This window comes from Streptomyces sp. NPDC001219, assembly GCF_053597915.1.
Map to the genome: position 1 here is coordinate 36,748 of NZ_JBSFJF010000007.1, position 15,084 is coordinate 51,831.

9 protein-coding genes and 1 riboswitch are annotated in these 15,084 nt (G+C 74.0%); of the genes, 5 read left to right on the forward strand and 4 right to left on the reverse strand.

The window, feature by feature from the left end; all coding sequences use genetic code 11:
* Positions 1-6: 6 nt before the first annotated feature.
* Positions 7-190, reverse strand: a riboswitch (cyclic di-AMP (ydaO/yuaA leader).
* A gap of 288 nt (positions 191-478) precedes the next feature.
* On the forward strand, positions 479-2,965 hold the full coding sequence (gene pcrA / locus ACWC9R_RS06250; protein ID WP_450729216.1) for a DNA helicase PcrA: 2,487 nt from the start codon (positions 479-481) through the stop codon (positions 2,963-2,965).
* Positions 2,966-3,025: 60 nt separating this feature from the next.
* Here pcrA and ACWC9R_RS06255 read toward each other — a convergent pair whose 3' ends face one another.
* Entirely contained in the window at positions 3,026-4,783 is a 1,758-nt protein-coding gene (locus tag ACWC9R_RS06255) for a peptidoglycan DD-metalloendopeptidase family protein (protein WP_450729217.1), read from the reverse strand.
* A gap of 246 nt (positions 4,784-5,029) precedes the next feature.
* Positions 5,030-5,980: an esterase/lipase family protein gene (locus ACWC9R_RS06260; protein ID WP_450729218.1), complete on the reverse strand. Its 951-nt coding sequence runs from the start codon at positions 5,978-5,980 to the stop codon at positions 5,030-5,032.
* Between the two features lie 378 nt (positions 5,981-6,358).
* Between ACWC9R_RS06260 and ACWC9R_RS06265 the strand changes: the two genes are divergently transcribed.
* A complete protein-coding gene (locus tag ACWC9R_RS06265; protein WP_450729219.1) occupies positions 6,359-6,817 on the forward strand; it encodes a cobalamin B12-binding domain-containing protein in 459 nt (152 codons plus the stop codon).
* A gap of 101 nt (positions 6,818-6,918) precedes the next feature.
* Here the strand turns inward: ACWC9R_RS06265 and ACWC9R_RS06270 are convergent, their stop codons facing one another.
* Positions 6,919-8,622 (reverse strand): DUF5691 domain-containing protein, encoded by a 1,704-nt coding sequence (locus ACWC9R_RS06270; RefSeq protein WP_450729220.1) that lies wholly within the window; start codon positions 8,620-8,622, stop codon positions 6,919-6,921.
* A 67-nt stretch (positions 8,623-8,689) separates the two neighbouring features.
* Positions 8,690-10,051 (reverse strand): SWIM zinc finger family protein, encoded by a 1,362-nt coding sequence (locus ACWC9R_RS06275; RefSeq protein WP_450729221.1) that lies wholly within the window; start codon positions 10,049-10,051, stop codon positions 8,690-8,692.
* 166 nt (positions 10,052-10,217) lie between these two features.
* Here ACWC9R_RS06275 and ACWC9R_RS06280 point away from each other — a divergent pair, with 166 nt between their 5' ends.
* From ACWC9R_RS06280 to ACWC9R_RS06290, 3 genes are read left to right on the forward strand one after another with little or no spacing between them, the layout of a single operon-like run.
* Positions 10,218-11,372, forward strand: coding sequence for an ATP-binding protein (locus tag ACWC9R_RS06280; RefSeq protein WP_450729222.1), 1,155 nt, complete (start codon positions 10,218-10,220; stop codon positions 11,370-11,372).
* Positions 11,369-13,795 (forward strand): DUF5682 family protein, encoded by a 2,427-nt coding sequence (locus tag ACWC9R_RS06285; RefSeq protein ID WP_450729223.1) that lies wholly within the window; start codon positions 11,369-11,371, stop codon positions 13,793-13,795. Before ACWC9R_RS06280 ends, ACWC9R_RS06285 begins: the two co-directional genes overlap by 4 nt.
* Positions 13,792-15,075 carry a VWA domain-containing protein gene (locus ACWC9R_RS06290; RefSeq protein WP_450729224.1) on the forward strand — a complete coding sequence of 428 codons (1,284 nt, stop codon included), beginning with the start codon at positions 13,792-13,794 and terminating at the stop codon, positions 15,073-15,075. Before ACWC9R_RS06285 ends, ACWC9R_RS06290 begins: the two co-directional genes overlap by 4 nt.
* The last annotated feature ends 9 nt before the right edge of the window (positions 15,076-15,084 follow it).

The following is a 15,084-nucleotide window of genomic DNA, read 5'->3' on the forward strand; positions in this document are numbered from 1 at the left end:
ACCGGCAACTCCTTCCGTGGACCGCCTACCGGGTTAGCTGTCGGGTTCGGGCGGTGTCGCTGACGGAAGGCTTGCCCTACGGTCCGGACGTCCACTGGCGATGGCAGTACGGACCGATTCACCCCGGTGGTGCTGGTGGGTCCCCGGCTCCGGGTGCCTGGGGCAGGGCCGGACTCGGCGTCGGCGGCCCGTGCGAACCTGTCGTCCGCGGGGAGGCGGGCTGCCTGAGCGAGGACGTTAGCCAACTCGTGTGGCTTCTGTGAAGGCTGATGTTCGATATGCCCGAAACCTTTTCGTGACCTGAACGCGATGCGCGGTCTGTTGTGCCAGATGTCGGATTCGGGTAGACGAGGCGCCGCCGGTCGGCCGCGGTGCCGGACGTCCGGACCGCCGCTGCGCCGGTGCCGGCTTCACAGGCGGCCCGCAATCCGCCACTCCGCCGCGGAGTGTCAGTGCGGCCGCCTAGACTCGGTGGGCGATGAGCAGCCTCTTTGACGACAGCTTCCTGGCGGACCTCGGCCACAAGGGCGAGGAGCAGCATCCTCCGCCCCCCGAGGACGAGCACGGCCCGGCCCCGGAGGAGATCCCCGCCGACCTCTTCGGCGGGCGGTTCGACGCGCCCGTCCCCAGGGAGGCCTACTACCGCGACGGCGCCGCCCGCCCGGCCGTCGACGCCGCGGCGCTGCTGGAGGGGCTCAACGACGAGCAGAAGGCCGCCGTGGTGCACGCCGGCGGCCCGCTGCTGATCGTCGCCGGTGCCGGTTCCGGCAAGACCCGGGTGCTGACCCACCGCATCGCGCACCTGCTCGCCGAGCGCCATGTCCACCCCGGCCAGATCCTCGCGATCACGTTCACCAACAAGGCCGCCGGCGAGATGAAGGAGCGCGTCGAGGAGCTGGTCGGCCCGCGTGCCCACGCCATGTGGGTCTCCACCTTCCACAGCGCCTGCGTCCGCATCCTGCGCCGCGAGTCCAAGAAGCTGGGCTTCACGTCCTCCTTCTCGATCTACGACGCCGCCGATTCCAAGCGCCTGATGGCCCTGGTCTGCCGCGATCTCGATCTGGACCCCAAGCGCTTCCCGCCCAAGTCCTTCAGCGCGAAGATCTCCAACCTCAAGAACGAGCTCATCGACGAGGAGACCTTCGCCGGAACGGCCGCCGACGGCTTCGAGAAGTCGCTGGCCGAGGCGTACGCGATGTACCAGGCGCGGCTGCGCGAGGCCAACGCCCTGGACTTCGACGACATCATCATGACGACGGTCAACCTGCTCCAGGCCTTCCCGGACGTCGCCGAGCACTACCGCCGCCGCTTCCGCCATGTCCTCGTCGACGAGTACCAGGACACCAACCACGCCCAGTACACCCTGGTCCGCGAGCTGGTCGGCCCCGGCACCGCCGAGATGCCCGCCGCCGAGCTGTGCGTGGTCGGTGACGCCGACCAGTCGATCTACGCCTTCCGCGGTGCCACGATCCGCAACATCCTCCAGTTCGAGGAGGACTACCCGGACGCGACCACGATCCTGCTGGAGCAGAACTACCGCTCGTCGCAGACGATCCTGTCCGCCGCCAACGCCGTCATCGAGCGCAACGAGAACCGCCGCCCCAAGAACCTCTGGACGGACGCCGGCGCCGGGCCCGTGATCACCGGCTATGTCGCCGACACCGAGCACGACGAGGCGCAGTTCGTCGCCGACGAGATCGACCGGCTGACGGACGCCGGCGACGCCAGGGCCGGCGAGGTCGCCGTCTTCTACCGCACCAACGCCCAGTCCCGTGTCTTCGAAGAGATCTTCATCCGGGTCGGACTGCCCTACAAGGTCGTCGGCGGGGTGCGCTTCTACGAGCGCAAGGAGGTCCGCGACGTCCTCGCCTACCTGCGGGTGCTCGCCAACCCCGAGGACACCGTCCCGCTCCGCCGCATCCTGAACGTCCCCAAGCGCGGCATCGGCGACCGCGCCGAGGCGATGATCGACGCCCTGTCGTCGCGCGAGAAGATCACCTTCCCGCAGGCGCTGCGCCGGGTCGACGAGGCCTACGGCATGGCGGCCCGCTCCGCCAACGCCGTCAAGCGCTTCAACGTCCTCATGGAGGAGCTGCGGACCATCGTCGAGTCCGGCGCCGGCCCCGCCACCATCCTGGAAGCCGTCCTGGAGCGCACGGGCTACCTCGCCGAACTCCAGGCCTCCACCGACCCCCAGGACGAGACCCGGATCGAGAACCTCCAGGAACTCGCCGCCGTGGCCCTGGAGTTCGAGCAGGACCGCGGGGCGGCTGCGGCAGAGGGGGCTGCCGCCCCGGGCCCGGGCACCCTGTCCGAGTTCCTGGAGCAGGTCGCGCTGGTCGCCGACTCCGACCAGATCCCGGACGAGGACGAGGAGGGCAGCGGCGTGATCACCCTCATGACGCTGCACACCGCCAAGGGCCTGGAGTTCCCGACCGTCTTCCTGACCGGCATGGAGGACGGCGTCTTCCCGCACATGCGCGCGCTGGGCCAGACCAAGGAGCTGGAGGAGGAGCGCCGGCTCGCCTACGTCGGCATCACCCGCGCCCGCGAGCGGCTCTACGTCACCCGCTCGACGATGCGCAGCGCCTGGGGCCAGCCCTCGTACAACCCCCCCTCCCGGTTCCTGGAGGAGATCCCGGCCGACTACCTGGAGTGGAAGCGCACGGGCCCGGCGACGCCGTCCGCGACCATGGGCGGCCTGTCGGGCGGCGGAGGCGGCTTCGGCTCGGGGCTGTCGTCGTCGCGGACCAAGGGCGCCGGCGGCTTCGCGACCCGTCGCGGCCAGGGCAGCCGTCAGGTGGTCCCGCTGTCCATCGGCGACCGCGTCACCCACGACAGCTTCGGCCTCGGCACGGTCGTCGGCGTCAAGGGCAGCGGTGACAACGCCGAGGCGACGATCGACTTCGGCGGCGAGAAGCCCAAGCGGCTGCTGCTCCGGTACGCGCCGGTGGAGAAGCTGTAGCGAGAGAGGCCGGCCCCCGGGGACATCCCCTGGGGGCTGCCACCGGGCGGGCGGCGGCGGTCAGTTCGGGTCGAGGCCGTGGTCGCGCAGCCAGGGCAGCGGGTCGACCGCCGCGCCGCCGCCGGGACGCACCTCGAAGTGCAGATGCGGTCCGGTGGAGTTGCCGGAGTTGCCCGAATAGGCGATCTGGTCACCGGCCTTGACCGACCCGGAACGGATCTTGGTGCTGCTGAGGTGGCAGTACCACGTCTCCGTGCCGTCGGGCGCCGTCACGATCGCCATGTTGCCGTAGGCGGAGTTCCACTGGGTGCGGATGGTGCCGTCGGTGGCGGACATGACCGGGGTGCCGTAGCTGACCGGGAAGTCGATGCCGGTGTGCAGCGACATCCAGTTGACCCCGGCCTGGCCGAACTGGGCGCTCAGCCCGTGCTGCTTGACCGGCAGCAGGAACTTGGGCCGCATGGCCTCCTTGCGGGCCGCCTCCTTCGCCTTGCGCTGGCGCTCCAGCTCCTGGCGTTCCTTGAGGTCGATCCGCTCCTGGGTGCGGCTGGCGCGGTCGCGGAAGTCATCGGCGCTGGCGCTGAGTCCGGCGAGCTGGGTGTCCAGCTTGTTGTTGGCGGCGGACGGCTTGACGGCCCCGGCGTCGGGCGCCGCCTGGGCGGTCGCCTCCTCCTTGTCGTCCGCGCCGGCCGTGACGGCCGCGGCGGCCACCGCGCACACGCCCATGGCGGCGACCGAGGGCACCGCGACGGTCAGCAGCGCCGACCGCTTCGCCGTGCGCCGACGGCCCCGGCCGCGGACGGCCTTCCCGGCCTCCGCCCCGGCGACCCGGCGGCCCACGGGGGACGGGGCGGCGGGGGTGACCGGCATGGCCTGCGTCATGGCGTCCGCCACGGCCGCGGCCTCGCGGTAGGCGTCGGCGTCGCCGGAGGAGTCGTCGCCCTCGGCCCGGCCGGTGTCGTACGGGTCGTTCCCGGACGGGTCGCCGTCGGGAGTGCCGTGGGTGAGATGCCCGGCTTTGTCCCAACTGGCGCTGTCCCACTGGAGGGTGTCGGCCGGCGGCGGTCCGGCCTGTGCCGGGATGCCGGCGATCAGGTCCTGGTCCGTGGTCGACCAGATCGCGGTGGCCTCGAAGCTCGCGGTCTCCTCGACCGCGGTGGCCTGCCGGTCGAAGGCGTGGAAGGAGTCGGCGGTCTCGTACGCGCCGGTGGCGTAACCGTCGGTGTCGTACGCGCCGGTGGGATAGCTCCCGGTGTCGTAGCCGCCGTGACCGTACGCGGTGGCCTCGTATCCGGCCGTCTCGTATCCGGCTGTCTCGTATCCGGAGGAGGGGTACCCGGCCGCGTCGTGCGCCGGGGCGTCGTACGCGGTGTGGGCGTACGGGTCGTAGCCCGGGGCGGCCGCGTGCGGGTCGGCGACGGCGTGGGTGCCGGTGTCCCAGCCGCCGGTGTCCCACTGGCCCGTGGCGTAACTGCCGGTGTCGTACGCGCCGGTGGCATAGCCGCCGCCCGCCGGGTACGCGCCCGAGTCGTAGGCGTCGGTGCTGTAGATGCCGGTGCCGTACGAGCTCATGCCGTAGGCGTCCGCCGTGCCGTGCGCACCGGTGTCGTACATTCCGGCGTCGTAGGTGCCGGTGTCGTACATGCCGCTCTCGTACGAACCGGGGAGCGAGCCGAAGAGGGGGTCGCCGTCACCGTATGCGGCGGCGCCGGTGGCGGACTGCGGCCCGTAGGAGTCGTAGGCCGGATAGTGCGCATACGAGGCGTCGGAAGCAGAGCCGGTCGGAGGCTGGGCCCCCGAGGGGTGACGGTCGTTCACCAACTTCTCTTTCGCCTCGGCAGCAGGAGAATTAGCGGCGACTGTACCCGGCGGTACGCGACGGCGACAATCTTCAACTGGTTTTGGGCTAGGCCAGATCGGGCATTTGGCCGCCTTTCGGGAGTCCCCATGCGAGCTCTTGGCGCCTCGTTCGAAGTTTGTTCGACCTCGCGTCAAGATCAGGTCGCCGTTACGGCGCCATGACCGCGTTCCGTGAGGTGTCCGCAGGTCGTCCCGGGCGGCCGTTCAGGCCACCGATATGGCGTCCGCGGCGCCTTCCGCGGATTCCGCCGAGGTCAGTGCCTCCCGTATTCCGGCGGCGACGGTGCCATTGACCGGTAGGGCGAGATGTCCGACACCGGCGACATGCACGCTGTACGCGATCAAATCCGGGTGACTGATTCTCGCTGTTGTGGCCGGAACCATCACCTGATCCTCCTCGCTCCAGAAAGCGACGAATTGCGTGCGGCAATTCGGCGCCGGCAGCGACAGCTCCGCTATCACCTCGGAATCGGGGCGCATCTGGCGGACGAGGGGGTGCGCGGACATCAGGGGCGCGATACGGGTGCCGGAGTGCGGGGTGCCGAGCGTGACGACCGTACGGACGCGGCTGTCGCCGCCGAGCCGCTGTACGTAATAGCGGGCGATGAGTCCGCCGAGGCTGTGGCCCACGAGGTCCACCCGGCGATGGCCGGTCCGGGAGCGGAGCTCCTCCACATGGCGGCCGAGGAGTTCGGCGGCCTTACGGAGATCGCAGGTCAGCGGCGAGTAGTTGAGCGCCTCGACATGACGCCAGCCGTGCCGGTGCAGTGAGCGGCGCAGCAGCAGGAAGACGGAGCGGTTGTCGATGAAGCCGTGGAGCAGGAGGACCGGCGGATGCGAACGGCCCTCGGTCGGCAGCGGCGTCGGAGGAGCGGGGGCCGGTACCGGGGTCTCCGGTGACCCGGGGGGCTCCGGTGCCGGGAACCCTTCCGGGGGCCCGGCCGCGGGGTGGGGTGCGGGCCGTGGCGCGCGGCGTTCCTGGGAGATGCCGGTCGGATAGAGGAGGAGATGGGCGGCGAGGACCGCCAGTTCCACGACCGTGCTGCGCAGCGGGAGCGGCGCGGCGCGGGCGGGGAGCGGGCGGGCGCACCACAGGGGCGCGGAGACGAGGCGTGCGAGCAGAAGGGGTGCGGAGAGAAAGGGCAGGGCCTTCATGGCCGACCTCCCGGATGGCACGCGGAAGGCGTCACCGACCCCCGTATGCCCTCGTGGGAAGCCCTGGGCGGTGCCGGCGGGCAGGCGGCGTGATCGCGGCTCGTGCTGCTGCGTGCCCGGCGGGGCGGTGGCCCGGCGGTGGCTTCCCGGGCGCCCGGCCCGCGCTGCGCCGCCCGGCTCCGGCGGTACGACACGCGGGACGCGGCGCGTGGCGAACGTGTCCCGTGTGTGATTTCCCCCTCCCCGGATGTCACGAAACGGCTGGGTACGGGATGCTGGCGATAACGTTCGTTCACGCTCGTGGCCGCCGGATCGCGGTCGCGCGATCGATTGTCGGCTCGGCGGCACCACAGTGCCGTGCATGGCTTGGAGGCAGTGATGAGTGTGGCTCGGCATGACGGAGCGCAAGCGGGGAGCCAGGGCGCGGCGGGCAGGTCGGGGCCGATCCGTGTGGTGGTGGCCAAGCCGGGCCTGGACGGGCACGACCGGGGCGCCAAGGTCATCGCGCGGGCGCTGCGCGACGCCGGTATGGAGGTGATCTACACCGGGCTGCACCAGACCCCGGAGCAGATCGTCGACACCGCGATCCAGGAGGACGCCGACGCGATCGGGCTGTCCATCCTCTCCGGGGCGCACAACACCCTCTTCGCGAAGGTCATCGCCCTGCTGGAGGAGCGGGACGCGGCGGATATCAAGGTCTTCGGCGGTGGCATCATCCCCGAGGCGGACATCGCTCCCCTCAAGGCGCAGGGCGTCGCGGAGATCTTCACGCCGGGCGCCACCACCGCCTCGATCGTGGAGTGGGTCAACGCGAACGTCCGCTCGCCGGCGGCCTGAGGCATCCCGCAACCGGCGGAGCGGCCCGGCCCGGCGGCGGCCGGGCCGGGACGGAGCGCGGAACCGGCGCGCCCTGGGGCGAGCGGTGTCGGTGCCCGTGCTCATGGCAGGCGGGGCCCGGACGGGGGCGCCCCGGTGCCGGGCCCGGTGGCGTCGGCCGGCGGCGGGGTGAGTTCCGCGCGCATCGTGGCGCGCAGGCGCAGGGTGCCGACCAGGCGTTGGAAGGCCTCGGACCAGTAGCCGCCGGAGCCCGGGGAGGCGCCTTCGGGCTCGTCCGTGACGGCCGTGAGCATGTCGAGGCGGTCCGCTGCGGCCGGGTCCAGACAGCGCTCGGCCAGGCCCATCACGCCGCTGAAGCTCCAGGGATAGCTGCCCGCGTCCCGGGCGATGTCCAGGGCGTCGACCACCGCTCCGCCGAGCGGCTCGGCCCACGGGACCGCGCACACGCCGAGCATCCGGAAGGCCTCCGACAGGCCGTGCGCCGCGATGAACTCCGCCACCCAGCGGGCCCGTTCGTCCTCCGGCAGCACCGTCAGCAGCTTCGTCTGGTCCCGTGACGAGCCGGCCGGCGCGACCTCGGCGGCCTGGGACGGGGCGGAGGGCGAGCCCAGCAGTGCCCGTGCCCACGCGGCGTTGCGCTGGCGTACGGCGGCGCGGCACCAGGCGTCGTGCAGCTCCGTCCGCCAGTCGTCGCCCACCGGCAGGGCGGTGATCGCCGCGGCGTCCCGGCCGCCGAAGCGCGCGTGCCAGCCGTCCAGGGGCGCCGCCTCCACCAACTGGCTCAGCCACCAGGACCGTTCGCCCCGTCCGGAGGGCGGTGTGGGCGTCACGCCGTCCCGCTGCATCCCCGGGTCGCACTCGTGGGGCGCCTCCACCGCGACCACCGGTGTGCCGGCCGTACGGTCCAGGCCGATGCAGGTGTGCGCCCGCTGTGCCATACGGGCCGCGAGCGCGGAACCGGGCAGGGTGGAGAGGAGTTCGGCGGCCGTGGCGCGGACGTTGCGGCTGCGGTCGGACAGGGCCTCCTCAAGGAACGGCTCGTCGGCCGCCGAGAGGTCCGCGCGCAGCGAGTCGAGGAACATCAGGCGGTCCTCGGCCCGTTCCGTGGACCAGGTCGTGGCCAGCAGTGCCAGGCCCGCCGGCGGGTCCTGCCGGCGCAGGGTGGTGAGCAGGGCGACCCGCTCCGCGAACAGGCCCTCCTCCCAGCGCCGCCGTACGGCCTCGGGCCCGTCGTCACCGGGGAGCCCGGACGTGCCGCCCATGCCCCGGAGCACGAACTTCCACTCGTCGTTGAGCCGGGCCAGCCACAGGGCGCGCGGCCCCGCCAGGGCGAGCGCGGCGGACCGCAGGTCGGTACGGGCGCGGGCGGCGTCGAGCAGCGCGGGCAGCAGTGCCTCCGGGGCGCGGTAGCCGTGCTGACCGGCGGCGGTCAGCCACTGGGGCAGCAGCTCGGTGAGGTCGGGGGCGGTGCCCCGGCGGCTGCCGTCTCCGCTGCCGCCGCGGTCGGCGAGCAGCAGGGACAGCCGGCGGCGGGCCGCCGGAGGCAGTGAGGGCCGCGGGTCGGCCGGGGCCGGGGCGGGCCGCTCAGCGGCCGGTGCGGGGCGCAGCGCGGCGCGTCGGCGCACCGTGCTCACCGCGGCCGCGTCCAGCAGCGCGGCCGCGGCGTCCTGTCCCGGCCGCGCCGCCACCGGCGGTGTCCGGCGCCCGGTGCCGAGCAGCGCGGCGCTCACGAGGTCGGGCCAGGGGGCGGGGGAGGCGGGTGACGTGGGGGTGGGAGGTGAGGTGGGAGGGGTGGTGCGGGTCATGCCTTCCTCCAGGCATCGTTGAGGGGCGGCGTCCAAGAGGGCCGGGGAGTCGTGGCCGGGGCGCGGGTCACAGGGACACCGGGGCGGGGTCCCAGGCGGTCAGCGGCAGAAAGCCGCGAGGGCCGCATTCGCCGAAGACCGTGACCGGCTCCCCGCCCGACAGGGCGACCAGCTGCCACCGGCTCGTCCGGCCGAGGCCGCGCGGGTCCAGTGGGAGTGCCGACTCCCCGTCCGCGTCGGCCAGTTGCCAGCCCCGGCCGTCGCGGCCCGGTATCGGCGTGACCTCGCTGAGCACCACCGGCCAGGAATCCAGCCAGGGGTCGTCGCGCAGCGCGTCGCCGTACGCGGCCAGCGCGGCGTCGATGCCACCGCCGGGCGGGACCGGCCCGGGGGCCGTCGGGGCGTGCCGCTCGCCGAGCGCGGCACGCAGCGGGCGGGCGCCCGGGTAGTAGGCGAGGTCCGCGTCCAGCACCAGGCCGGGCGGCAGCGCCAGGTCCAGGGGGCGGGCGGGGGAGCCGCCGTAGGAGAGGTGCAGCGCCATCCGGCCGGACCGCTCGCCCCGCAGATAGATCTTGCGGGTGTGCAACGCGCCGTCGTCGCTGTCCTGTTGGGCGAGCACCAGCCAGCGGTCCCGGACCGTCGCCGCATCGGGGCCGGTCAGCAGGTCCGCCGCGTCGGTGGTCAGCCCGACGCGCGCGCGGACCGTCGCCGCCAGCGGGCCCGGCAGCCGGTCGATGCCGAGGAACCCCTGGTCGAGGAGGTGCAGCAGCGCGCACTCCTCCAGCAGCCGCGCCGGCCAGTCCGTGCCGGCCCCCACCACCGAGGCCAACTCCCGTACCCGCGAGGCGAGTCCGGGAGCCTGGGCGTCGACCATGCGGGCCGCCGTCTCGTCCCAGGAGCCTCCCCCGCTCTCGGCTGAGGCCAGCCCGGACCGCACCAGGTCCTGCAGCCGCTGTTCCAGCTCCGTGGCGCCGGCGCCGATCCGCCGCATCCGGCGCTCCGCCCGCCGCCTGGCGGCCTCCGGGTCCGCGGGCGCACGCGACGGGGCGTCCGCGCCCGGGGAGCCGCCCGGGGTCCGCTCGGCCCGCTTCCGGCGCCCGGCCAGCCACTCACCCGCCCACGCCGACGGCTCCCCGGCCGGCACCTCTCCGCCGTCGCCCGCCCAGAGCAGCAGCAGTCCCAGCGCGTGCTTGCACGGAAACTTCCGGCTCGGGCAACTGCACGTGAAGGCGGGGCCCGTGAGGTCCACGACCGTCTGGTAGGGCTTCTTGCCGCTGCCCTTGCACCGCCCCCACACCGCGCCCCCGTCCGCGCCCGTCTCCGACCACGGTCCGGGCGCCGCGAGCTTGCCGCCCGCTCTGCGTGATGCCTCGTCAGGTGCCAGTGCGCGCACCTGGTCCGTCGTCCAGCGTTCCCCCTGCGGATTCATGTCTCCGACGCTACGGCGGACCACTGACAATCCGCGGCGGCCGCGACGAACTCGCAGGCCGGGGAGGGTTTTCGAGGCATTGTCAGTGGCGTGGTGCAGGGTGGATTCCGCAAGCGGCCGGAGCGATGACGGGGTGCCGGCCGCGCCCGTACGACGAGGGGGAACCATGTCCGGGAACAGCTTCACGACGACGGCCGGCGAGCGCGGCCGCACGGCCGGGACGGCGCCGGAATCCGCGGGCGGTGAGGTGCTGCGACCGCATGCCGAGGACAGTTTCGCGGCGGAGCTGGCGGCCCTCGCGGCGGCCGACGACCGGCCGCGTCCGGAGCGCTGGCGGCTCTCGCCGTGGGCGGTCGCGACGTACCTCCTCGGCGGCACACTCGCGGACGGCACGGTCATCACCCCCAAGTACGTCGGACCGCGCCGCATCGTCGAGGTCGCCGTGACGACCCTCGCGACGGACCGCGCCCTGCTCCTGCTGGGTGTGCCCGGCACCGCCAAGACCTGGGTTTCCGAGCATCTGGCGGCGGCCGTCAGCGGCGATTCGACCCTCCTGGTGCAGGGCACCGCCGGCACCCCGGAAGAGGCGGTCCGCTACGGCTGGAACTACGCCCAGCTGCTCGCGCACGGCCCCAGCCGGGAGGCGCTGGTGCCCAGCCCGGTGATGCGCGCGATGGCGCAGGGCATGACCGCGCGGGTCGAGGAGCTGACCCGTATCCCCGCCGACGTCCAGGACTCGCTCATCACGGTCCTGTCGGAGAAGACCCTGCCGATCCCGGAGTTGGGGCAGGAGGTGCAGGCGGTCCGCGGGTTCAACCTCATCGCCACCGCCAACGACCGCGACCGCGGGGTCAACGAGCTCTCCAGCGCGCTGCGCCGCCGCTTCAACACCGTCGTGCTGCCGCTGCCCGCGACCCCGGACGAGGAGGTCGACATCGTCTCGCGCCGGGTCGGGCAGATCGGGCGCTCGCTGGACCTGCCGGCCGGGCCGGAGGGCCTGGACGAGATCCGCCGCGTCGTCACGGTCTTCCGGGAGCTGCGGGCCGGTGTCACCAGCGACGGCCGGACCAAGCTCAAGTCACCGTCCGGCACCCTCTCCACGGCCGAGGCCATCTCCGTGGTGACGAACGGCCTGGCGCTGGCCACCCACTTCGGGGACGGGATGCTGCGCTCCGGCGACGTCGCCGCCGGCATCCTCGGCGCCGTGGTCCGCGACCCCGCCGCCGACCGGGTCGTGTGGCAGGAGTACCTGGAGACCGTGGTGCGCGAGCGCGAGGGCTGGAAGGACTTCTACCGCGCCTGCCGTGAGGTGAGCGCATGAGCGGGCGAGGCGAGCGAACGGCCCACGGAGGCGGGCCGGTGCTGCTCGGGGTGCGCCATCACGGCCCCGGGTCGGCGCGGGCGGTGCGCGCCGCCCTGGAGCAGTGCGGGCCGGCCGCGGTCCTGATCGAGGGGCCACCGGAGGCGGACGAGCTGGTGCCGCTCGCCGCTCAGGAGGGGATGCGGCCACCCGTCGCGCTGCTCGCCCATGCCCTGGACGACCCCGGCCGCGCCGCCTTCTGGCCGCTGGCCGAGTTCTCCCCGGAGTGGGTGGCGATGCGCTGGGCGCTGGCGCACGGCGTCCCCGTCCGCTTCATCGACCTGCCCGCGGCGCACTCCCTGGCCGCCGGGGACGACACCGAGCCCGTGGACGACGGGACCGGCGCGCAGGAGACCGGAGCCCAGGAGAGCGACGCCCAGGAGTCCGGCGCCGCGGTGCGGATCGATCCGCTCCGGGCGCTGGCCGAGGCGGCCGGTTACGACGACCCCGAGCGCTGGTGGGAGGACGCGGTCGAGCACCGCGGCGGCGGGGAGGCCGGTGCGGACGCGCTGGCACCGTTCGCGGCGCTGGCCGAGGCGATGGGCACGCTCCGCGAGACCTACGGCGACGGCGGACACGACCGCGATCCGGTGCGGGAGGCCCATATGCGGCTCCGGCTGCGGGCCGCGCGACGGGAGTTCGGCGACGGCATCGCCGTGGTGTGCGGCGCCTGGCACGTCCCCGCCCTCGCACGGCGCACCACGATGACCGCCGACCGCCAACTCCTCAAGGGCCTGCCGAAGGTGAAGGCGGCGGTGACCTGGGTGCCCTGGACGCACCGGCGGCTCTCCCGCCGCAGCGGCTACGGCGCCGGCGTCGCCTCCCCCGGCTGGTACGGCCATCTCTTCAGCACCCCCGACCGCCCCGTCGAACGCTGGCTGACCAAGGTCGCCGGACTGCTCCGCGAGGAGGACTACGCCGTCTCGTCGGCGCATGTCATCGAGGCGGTGCGGCTCGCCGAGGGGCTGGCCACGGTGCGCGGCCGCCCGCTGGCCGGGCTGACCGAACTGGACGACGCGGTGCGCGCCGTCATGGGGGACGGCACCGACGCCCCGTCCTCGCTGATCCACGACCGGCTGGTGGTGGGGGAGGTGCTGGGCGAGGTCCCGGAGGACGCCCCCGCGGTGCCGCTGGACCGGGACATCGCCCGCAGCCGCCGGACGCTGCGGCTCAAACCGGAGGCGCTGGAACGGGAGTTGGAGCTGGACCTGCGCAAGGAGACCGACGCCGGGCGCAGCCGGCTGCTGCACCGGCTGCGGCTGCTCGGCATCCCCTGGGGCGAGCCCACCCGCTCCCGCGGCAGTACGGGCACCTTCCGGGAGACCTGGCTGCTGCGCTGGGAGCCGGAGCTCTCCGTACGGGTCGCCGAGGCCGGTATCTGGGGCACGACCGTGCTCTCGGCCGCCACCGCCAAGGCCGCGTCCGAGGCGGCGGGGGCGAGCGGCCTCGCCGAGGTCACCGCGCTCGCCGAGCGCTGTCTGCTCGCCGAACTCCCCGACGCCCTCCCGGTGGTGATGCGGGCGCTGGCGGACCGCGCGGCGCTGGACGCGGACGTCGGCCACCTCGCCCAGGCGCTGCCCGCCCTCGTCCGTTCCGTGCGCTACGGCGATGTGCGCGGCACCGACGCCCTGGCGCTCCGCGAGGTCGCCACCGGCCTTGCCGAGCGGGTCTTCGTCGGACTGCCCCCGGCCTGCGGGGGGCTGGACGCCGACGGCGCCGCCGAGATGCGCGGCCATCTCGACGCCACCCACCAGGCCGTCGCGCTGCTCGGCCAGCCGGAGGCGGGGCAGCCCGAAGGGCCCCCGCTGCGCGAGCGCTGGGCCGGAGTGCTGCGGGCGGTCGGCGAACGGGACACCGTGCCGGGCCTGATCCGTGGCCGCGCGACCCGGCTCCTGCTGGACGACGGCGCGCTGGGCGACGGGGGAGCGGAGCGGCTGATGAGCCTCGCCCTGTCGCCCGGCACCCCGCCCACCGACGCCGCCGGATGGATCGAGGGCTTCGTCGGCGGCGGGGACGGCGGCATGCTGCTGGTCCACGACGAACGGCTGCTGGCGCTGGTCGACGGCTGGCTGACCGGTGTCCCGGACGCCGCGTTCACCGACGTCCTCCCGCTGCTGCGCCGCACCTTCGCGGAGTACGGGACCGGAGTGCGGCGCACCCTTGGCGAACTGGTCCGCCGGGGCCCCGCGACGGCACCCCGCAGCCCGGACGGTGCCGCCCCGGACGCGGCCGTGCCCGGCTTCGGCCCCGGCCTGGACCGCGACCGCGCCGCGGCCGTCCTCCCCACGCTCCGCCTGCTGCTGGGCATCGGACACCACGGCTTCGACGACGACCCACCGGAACCGTCCCGACCGGCCGACGACCTCACGGGAGCACGGACATGACCACCACGACACCGGACCCGACGACCGCCACCCCGCCCACCACGGCCACGAACGCGCCCACTACGGCCACCGCCCCGGCGGCTCCCGCTCCCGCCTCCGCCCCAGCTCCCGCCCCCGTCCCCGAGGCCGAACGGCTGCGTCGCTGGCGGCTGGTGCTCGGTGGCGGCGACGCGGACGGGACGGGGTGTGGGCTCAGCGGCCGGGACGCCGCGATGGACGGGGCGCTGGCCTCGCTCTACGGCAGGGAGAAGGGCGGCCGCAAGGGGGACGGCGGCGGCAGGCGTGCGGCGGGCCTCGGGGCCTCGGCTCCCGGAGTGGCGCGCTGGCTCGGCGACATCCGTACGTACTTCCCGTCGTCCGTGGTGCAGGTGATGCAGCGGGACGCCATCGACCGGCTGGGGCTGTCCGCGCTGCTGCTGGAGCCGGAGATGCTGGAGGCCGTGGAGGCGGACGTGCATCTCGTGGGCACCCTGCTGTCGCTCAACAAGGTCATGCCGGAGACGACCAGGGAGACCGCCCGCGCCGTCGTCCGCAAGGTCGTCGAACAGCTGGAGCGGAAGCTGGCGCAGCGCACCCGCGCCACCCTCACCGGCGCCCTGGACCGCTCCGCGCGGATCAGCCGGCCCCGCCACCGCGACATCGACTGGGACCGCACGATCCGGGCGAACCTCAAGAACTACCTCCCCGAGTACCGCACGGTCGTGCCCGAGCGGCTGATCGGCTACGGCCGCGCCGCGCAGTCGGTGAAGAAGGACGTGGTGCTCTGCATTGACCAGTCCGGTTCGATGGCCGCCTCGGTCGTCTACGCCTCGGTGTTCGGCGCGGTCCTGGCCTCCATGCGGACCCTCGACACCCGGCTGGTCGTCTTCGACACCTCGGTGGTCGACCTGACGGACCAACTGGACGACCCGGTCGACGTCCTCTTCGGCACCCAGCTCGGCGGCGGCACGGACATCAACCGCGCGCTCGCCTACTGCCAGTCCCGCATCACCCGCCCCGCCGACACCGTCGTCGTCCTCATCAGCGACCTCTACGAGGGCGGCATCCGGGACGAGATGCTCAAGCGGGTCGCCGCGATGAAGGCGTCCGGGGTGCAGTTCGTGACGCTGCTCGCGCTGTCCGACGAGGGCGCGCCCGCCTACGACCGGGAACACGCAGCGGCCCTCGCGGCCCTGGGCGCACCGGCGTTCGCCTGCACTCCGGACCTGTTCCCCGACGTGATGGCGGCCGCCATCGAGAAGCGGCCGCTGCCCATACCGGACATGGCGGAGCAACGGTGACAGGTGGCG

Bases quoted from the DNA above. Each gene is read 5' to 3' on its own strand.
- pcrA (WP_450729216.1), top strand. From the start codon at position 479: ATGAGCAGCCTCTTTGACGACAGCTTCCTGGCGGACCTCGGCCACAAG.
- ACWC9R_RS06260 (WP_450729218.1), bottom strand. From the start codon at position 5,980: ATGAAGGCCCTGCCCTTTCTCTCCGCACCCCTTCTGCTCGCACGCCTC.
- ACWC9R_RS06265 (WP_450729219.1), top strand. From the start codon at position 6,359: ATGAGTGTGGCTCGGCATGACGGAGCGCAAGCGGGGAGCCAGGGCGCG.
- ACWC9R_RS06270 (WP_450729220.1), bottom strand. From the start codon at position 8,622: ATGACCCGCACCACCCCTCCCACCTCACCTCCCACCCCCACGTCACCC.
- ACWC9R_RS06275 (WP_450729221.1), bottom strand. From the start codon at position 10,051: ATGAATCCGCAGGGGGAACGCTGGACGACGGACCAGGTGCGCGCACTG.
- ACWC9R_RS06280 (WP_450729222.1), top strand. From the start codon at position 10,218: ATGTCCGGGAACAGCTTCACGACGACGGCCGGCGAGCGCGGCCGCACG.
- ACWC9R_RS06285 (WP_450729223.1), top strand. From the start codon at position 11,369: ATGAGCGGGCGAGGCGAGCGAACGGCCCACGGAGGCGGGCCGGTGCTG.
- ACWC9R_RS06290 (WP_450729224.1), top strand. From the start codon at position 13,792: ATGACCACCACGACACCGGACCCGACGACCGCCACCCCGCCCACCACG.